Annotated in this window: 7 protein-coding genes; 2 read left to right on the forward strand and 5 right to left on the reverse strand. The window is 70.3% G+C overall.

Translation table 11 applies throughout. The features are described 5' to 3' along the window. Positions 1-6 precede the first annotated feature (6 nt). The 5 genes from CCR87_RS01845 to CCR87_RS01865 form a co-directional block, all read right to left on the reverse strand. Positions 7-462, reverse strand: coding sequence for an arsenate-mycothiol transferase ArsC (locus CCR87_RS01845; protein WP_338048857.1), 456 nt, complete (start codon positions 460-462; stop codon positions 7-9). A gap of 88 nt (positions 463-550) precedes the next feature. Next, positions 551-1,030 (reverse strand): UPF0262 family protein, encoded by a 480-nt coding sequence (locus CCR87_RS01850; protein ID WP_201155626.1) that lies wholly within the window; start codon positions 1,028-1,030, stop codon positions 551-553. 94 nt (positions 1,031-1,124) lie between these two features. Further along, the gene (hisD, locus tag CCR87_RS01855; RefSeq protein ID WP_201155627.1) at positions 1,125-2,426 is read right to left on the reverse strand and encodes a histidinol dehydrogenase; all 1,302 of its coding nucleotides are present in this window, start codon (positions 2,424-2,426) and stop codon (positions 1,125-1,127) included. A gap of 132 nt (positions 2,427-2,558) precedes the next feature. Next, positions 2,559-3,050, reverse strand: coding sequence for a fasciclin domain-containing protein (locus CCR87_RS01860; protein ID WP_201155628.1), 492 nt, complete (start codon positions 3,048-3,050; stop codon positions 2,559-2,561). Positions 3,051-3,322: 272 nt separating this feature from the next. Continuing rightward, complete coding sequence (locus tag CCR87_RS01865; protein ID WP_201155629.1) at positions 3,323-3,790, reverse strand: fasciclin domain-containing protein; 468 nt, start codon at positions 3,788-3,790, stop codon at positions 3,323-3,325. A gap of 284 nt (positions 3,791-4,074) precedes the next feature. Here CCR87_RS01865 and msrP point away from each other — a divergent pair, with 284 nt between their 5' ends. Both msrP and msrQ read left to right on the forward strand, forming a co-directional pair. After that, entirely contained in the window at positions 4,075-5,013 is a 939-nt protein-coding gene (gene msrP, locus CCR87_RS01870) for a protein-methionine-sulfoxide reductase catalytic subunit MsrP (protein ID WP_201155630.1), read from the forward strand. Next, positions 5,013-5,666 (forward strand): protein-methionine-sulfoxide reductase heme-binding subunit MsrQ, encoded by a 654-nt coding sequence (gene msrQ, locus CCR87_RS01875; RefSeq protein ID WP_201155631.1) that lies wholly within the window; start codon positions 5,013-5,015, stop codon positions 5,664-5,666. The genes msrP and msrQ overlap by 1 nt, the downstream gene beginning before the upstream one ends. The last annotated feature ends 353 nt before the right edge of the window (positions 5,667-6,019 follow it).

Raw genomic sequence — 6,019 nt, forward strand, 5'->3', positions numbered from 1 at the left:
TGTGGGTCATCGGGGGCCTTTGCGGGGCGACGGTTGCGTGGGGGGGCCGAAGCGCGCCAGCATGCGCGCGCGGATCTGGTCGCGGGTCTCGCGGTAGGCGGCAAGGCGGGCCTCGCGCGTCTCACCGAGGCCCGCGGGGTCCATGATGGGCCAGTATTCGATGTCGATGTGGGCGTGGCGGGTCAGCTCCAGCGCGCGGCGCTGGCTGGCGGGCGTCAGCGCGACGATCAGGTCGAACTGCGCGAGGTCGTCGCCCCACTCCTCCATCTCGTCGAAGCTGCGCACGCGGTGCTGGTCGAGCTCCACGCCGATCTCGCCGGTGACGGAGACGGTGAAGCCGTCGACCTCGCGGTCGGAGCGCACGCCCGCGGACTGCACATAGGCGCGCTGGCCGTAGAACTTCTTCATCATCCCCTCGGCCATGGGCGAGCGGACCGAGTTGTGGTCGCAACAGAACAGCACCGACGACGGGAATGCGTCCGACGGCCCGCCGCCGGAGGGTGTGGCGTCCTGTGGCCGGTGCGGGTCGTGATCGGCCATCGCGCCCCCTTCATCCGCCGTGGTGCAGGACGCAGATCAGCGTGAACAGCCGACGGGCGGTATCGATGTCGAGGGCGACCTTGCCCTCCAGCCGTTCCTGCAGGAGGCGCGCGCCTTCGTTGTGGATGCCGCGGCGGGCCATGTCGATGGCCTCGATCTGGCTGGGCGGCAGGGTCTTCACGGCGGAATAATAGGAGCCGCAGATCTGCCAGTAATCCTTGACCACCTGGCGGAACGGACCGAGCGACAGGTGCAGGGCGGTGACCGGGGCGCCGGCCTCGGTCGCCACCTCCATCACCAGACGGCGTTCGCGGATCGCAAGGCCGAGGCGGTAGGGGCCGGCGGGCGCGGGCCGGCCGTCGCGCCCCGGCAGGGTGAAGGAGTTGTCCTCCAGCAGATCGAACACCGCCACGCGCCGCTCCTGCTCGATCTCGGGCGTGGGTGCGGGCAGGGCGGAGTCGTCGATCTCGATATGGCAGATGCGGGTCATGGTGCGTGCGATCCCAACGGCCGGGCTGCCCCTGTGATGCCCCAGCGGGCAGGGCGGTGCAAGCAGGCCCGCACGCGCCCCGCGCCGTCCGGGGTCAGCGGTCGAGACGATCGAGCCGGGCGCGCACGCTCAGCCCGTGGGCCTCCAGGCTTTCGGCGTGGGCCAGCGTTTCGGCGGCCGGGCCGATGGCGCGCAGGCTGTCGGGGGTCATCCGCGCGATCGTCGTGCGCTTGAGGAAATCCGCCACCGACAGCCCCGAGGAGAACCGCGCCGACCGCGCGGTCGGCAGCACATGGTTCGGGCCGCCGACGTAATCCCCGATCGCCTCGGGGGTGTAGGCGCCCAGGAACACGGCGCCCGCGTGGGTGATCTGCGCCAGCAGCCCTTCGGGGTCTGCGGTGCACAGCTCCAGATGTTCGGGCGCGAGGCGGTTGGAGAGGGCTGCGGCCTCGGCGAGGTCGCGGGTCACGATGATCGCGCCGTAGTCGCGCCAGCTGGCACCGGCGATGTCGCGCCGCGCCAGCGTCTCCAGCCGGGCGGCGACGGCGTCGGCCACCGCCCGCCCGAAGGCCGCGTTGTCGGTGATCAGGATCGACTGCGCCGCCGTATCATGTTCGGCCTGGCTGAGGAGGTCGAGCGCGATCCAGTCGGGGTCGTTGTCGGCGTCCGCGATCACCACAATTTCCGACGGGCCCGCGATCATGTCGATGCCGACGCGGCCGAACACCTGCCGCTTGGCCTCTGCGACATAGGCGTTGCCGGGGCCGGTGATCTTGTCCACCGGGGCCACGGTCTCGGTCCCGTAGGCCATCGCCGCCACCGCCTGCGCGCCGCCCAGCCGGTAGATCGTGTCCACGCCGGACAGCCGGGCCGCCAGCAGCACCAGCGGATTGACCACCCCGTCCGGGGTCGGGGCGCAGATCACCAGCCGCGCCACCCCCGCGACCCGCGCGGGGATCGCGTTCATCAGCACCGAGGACGGATAGGACGCCGTGCCCCCCGGCACATAAAGGCCCGCCGAGCCCACCGGCGAGAACCGCCACCCCAGCGACGCGCCGGTGTCGTCGGTCCAGCGCGCGTCCTGCGGCATCTGGCGGGCGTGATAGGCGCGGATGCGTTCGGCCGCGAGGTCCAGCGCCGCGCGCTGGTCGGCGGGGACGCGGGCGATGGCGGCGTCGATCTCGGCCTCCGAGAAGGCAATCGTGTCCGGCGTCAGCTCCAGCCGGTCGAAGCGCGTCGTCAGCTCGATCAGCGCCGCGTCGCCGCGCGTGCGCACATCGGCGATGATGGCGCGCACGGCGGCGTCGACGTCGGCGGCCTCTTCGCGCTTGGCGCCCATGACGGTGGCGAAGGCGGCGTCGAAATCGGGTCGGGCGGTGTCGAGGAACACGGGCATGGCGATCTCCTGTTGCCGGGGCGTCTAGCCTGCGGGGGCCGGTGGCTCAAGCGGGGCGATGCGCCGCGGACGCTGCCATGCGAAAGGGCCCCGCGCGGGGCGGGGCCCGGGATCAGGGGCGTGCCCGGGTCATCAGCGCGGCAGCAGCACGCGGTCGATCACGTGGATCACCCCGTTGGAGGCCTGCACATCCGCCGCCGTCACGCTGGCCGAGCGGTTGATCCGCACGCCGTCGCCGGTGGCGTCCATGTGGATGAAGCCGCCGTTGACCATCTCGATGCGGCCGCGCTGGCCGGTCAGGAACTCGGCCGTCATCAGGCCGGGGACGACGTGATAGGTCAGGATCGCCGTCAGCGCCTCGGTGTCCTCCAGCAGCCCCTCGAGGGTGCCCGCGGGCAGTGCGGCAAAGGCGGCATCGGTGGGGGCGAAGACGGTGAACGGGCCGGGGCCCTGCAATGTCTCCACCAGGCCCGCGGCCTGCACGGCGGTCACGAGGGTGGAAAAGTCGGGGTTGCCTGCGGCGACGTCCACGATGGTCCCGGTGCGGGCAAGGGCCACGCCGGGCAGGGCGCCTGCAAGGGTGGCCCCGGCAAGACCCGCGAGGGTCTGGCGACGGTTGAGCATGTCGGTCTCCTTGGTATCGAAACTTCGGGATCGGAATTGGGGGATCGGAATTGGGGGATCGGATCCGGATGGCCGGCGCGGGGGCCATCATCGGGTTCGCGGAGCGGTGCCATGCGGCCCGGCGTGCCCCCGTGTTGCGGATATCGCAGACCCCCGGGTGCCGGCCGGCCCCCCGGGGCCGCGCCATGGGGGCCGGAGGGGGGCGGTCGGGCGGCGATCCCGCGCGCGTGCGGCGCGGGATCGCCAAGGATCGCGGGGCGATCAGGCCGCGATCACTCGGGTAGGATCACCGCGTCGATGACATGGATCACGCCGTTCGACGCCTCGATGTCGGCCTGCACCACGGTGGCGCCGTCCACGGTCACGGTGTCGCCCACGCCGATGGTGACGGACTGGCCGTTGACCGTCTCGGCCTCCATGCCGTCGGTCAGGTCGCCCGACATCACCGCGCCCGGCACGACGTGATAGGTCAGGATCGCGGTCAGCGCCTCGGTGTCCTCCAGCAGAGCCTCCAGCGTGCCCTCGGGCAGGGCGGCAAAGGCCTCGTCGGTGGGGGCGAAGACGGTGAAGGGGCCGTCGCCCTTGAGCGTCTCCACGAGGCCCGCGGCCTCCACGGCGGCGACGAGGGTGGTGAAGCTGCCCGCGGCGACGGCGGTGTCCACGATGTCATCGGCCATCGCCATGGTGGGGACGGCCAGCGCCGCGGCGGCGGTCATCGACAGCAGGGTCTTGCGGATCATGAAACTCTCCCGTTCACTGATGTGGGTTCCGGCGACGTCCGCCGGTCCGCGACAGCAGCTAGGGCAGGATGTCGCGGTCAGGGAGGGGGGCCGCGCGGATCAAAACCCCGTAGCGGCGGGTTGATCGGCGGGCGGGCGCGGCTATGCCGGTGGTTTCCGTGCTGTCCAGTGAACTCCATGTGAGCATCGGTGAGGCGTTGTGACCGTGGCGTGCGCGCCACAGGCTGGTGCCGAGCCGCGCGCGACACCTATCTCTGACGTCACATCAGTCAGGAGGATTCCGCATGCTTCATCCCGGTTCTGCGATCTGGCCGCCCGAATGGGCCGATGTCGCGCCGCCGCGGGCGGTCCTGGGGCGCCGCGCGCTGTTGACGGGTGCGGCGGCGGGGCTGGTTCTGGCCGCCAGCCGCGCGGGCGCTGACATGGGGGCGGACATCCGCGACAGTCCGTTGTCGACCGACATGACGCCCACCAGCTTCAACGACATCACCACCTACAACAACTTCTACGAGTTCGGCACCGGCAAGTCCGACCCCGCCCGCCACGCCGGCGCGATGACCACCACGCCGTGGTCGATCACCGTCGACGGGCTGGTGGAGGCGCCGCGCGACTGGTCGCTGGAGGAACTGACCGAGGGCATTCCGCTGGAGGAGCGCATCTATCGCTTCCGCTGCGTGGAGGCGTGGTCGCGCGTCGTGCCCTGGGTGGGGTTCCCGCTGGCCAGCCTGATCGAGCGGCTGCGCCCGCTGCCCGAGGCGCGCTATGTCGCCTTCGAGACGCTCGTGCGCCCCGAGGAGATGCGCGGCCAGCGCACCCGCATCCTCGACTGGCCCTACCGCGAGGGGCTGCGCATGGACGAGGCGATGCACCCGCTGACGATTCTGGCCACCGGCCTGTATCGCCAGCCGCTGCCGAACCAGAACGGCGCGCCGATCCGGCTGGTGGTGCCGTGGAAGTACGGCTTCAAGTCGATCAAGTCGATCACCCGCATCCGCTTCACCGAGGAGGAGCCCGCGACCACCTGGAACATGATGGCCCCCGAGGAATACGGCTTCTATGCCAACGTGAACCCCGAGGTCGCCCATCCCCGCTGGAGCCAGGCCAACGAGCGCGTGGTCGGCGGCGGGCTGTTTGCGGCCCGTGTTCCGACACGGATGTTCAACGGCTACGCCGATCAGGTGGCGCATCTCTATGACGGGATGGACCTGACACGGCAGTTCTGATGGCGGCGGGGGGTCTGGTGCAGGCGCTCAACGCAGGGCTGCGGCGGGTTCCGGTGGCACCTCTCTATATACTGGGGGTGCTGCCGGCGCTGTGGCTGTTCTGGCAGGCGCTGACAGGGGGGCTGGGGCCGGATCCGGTGCGCGCGCTGGAGCACCGGTATGGCGAGATCGCGCTGCAACTGCTGATCGCGGGGCTGGTGGTGACGCCGCTGCGGCGGTTCACGGGGGTGTCGCTGCTGCGGTTCCGGCGGGCGTTGGGGCTCCTCGCCTTTGCCTATGCGGTCTTTCATGTCTCGGTGTGGCTGGTGCTGGACGTGCAGCTCGACATGGCTGCGGCCTGGGTGGACGTGTTCGAGCGTCCGCACATCACGGTGGGGGCGGTCGCGGTCGCGCTGCTGGTGCCGCTGGCGCTGACATCGACCGATGCGGCGCTGCGGCGGCTGGGGCCGCAGGCGTGGCGGCGCCTTCACATGCTGGTCTATCCCGCCGTTCTGGGGGGGGCGATTCACTGGATGATGCTGGCCAAGACCTGGGAGGTGGGCGCGGCGACTCATCTGGCGGTGATTCTGGTGCTGCTGGCGCTGCGGCTGCCGTGGCGCCGGAAACCCCGGTCGCTGCGCGACAGATCCTTGCGCGCGGACGGTTCGCGTTGAGCCTTGTGTTGCGGCAAACGCCATATCTTGTGGCATGAAATTTGCGCATCGAAAAAATGACGGTTGGACGACGATCGGCACTTGCGGAGGTATGCCAACCTCCGTAAACCCCGCTTCACCGAGACGGCGACGCCGGATCGGACGCCAGCCGGCGCCAGCAGGGCAGCGGAGACGTTCAGAGGGATGCGGGTGATCGCAAGGTAAGCGGTCTGTTCGTGCACCTCATCGCTTTTTGACATAACTGTAACATGAAGGGGCATGTGGGCGGTTTTGGTTTTTGCTTCGGCGGACTGGATCGTTTGCATGTCGACCTGCTAGGTAGCCTGAGAGGGTTTACCGATGATGTGGGTGTC

Origin of the sequence: Rhodobaculum claviforme (assembly GCF_016653255.1) — a bacterium.
Lineage (GTDB): Bacteria > Pseudomonadota > Alphaproteobacteria > Rhodobacterales > Rhodobacteraceae > Rhodobaculum > Rhodobaculum claviforme.

Excerpts from the sequence above, each read along its gene's own strand:
- CCR87_RS01850 (WP_201155626.1), bottom strand. The coding sequence starts at position 1,030 with ATGACCCGCATCTGCCATATCGAGATCGACGACTCCGCCCTGCCCGCA.
- hisD (WP_201155627.1), bottom strand. The coding sequence starts at position 2,426 with ATGCCCGTGTTCCTCGACACCGCCCGACCCGATTTCGACGCCGCCTTC.
- CCR87_RS01860 (WP_201155628.1), bottom strand. The coding sequence starts at position 3,050 with ATGCTCAACCGTCGCCAGACCCTCGCGGGTCTTGCCGGGGCCACCCTT.
- CCR87_RS01865 (WP_201155629.1), bottom strand. The coding sequence starts at position 3,790 with ATGATCCGCAAGACCCTGCTGTCGATGACCGCCGCCGCGGCGCTGGCC.
- msrP (WP_201155630.1), top strand. The coding sequence starts at position 4,075 with ATGCTTCATCCCGGTTCTGCGATCTGGCCGCCCGAATGGGCCGATGTC.
- msrQ (WP_201155631.1), top strand. The coding sequence starts at position 5,013 with ATGGCGGCGGGGGGTCTGGTGCAGGCGCTCAACGCAGGGCTGCGGCGG.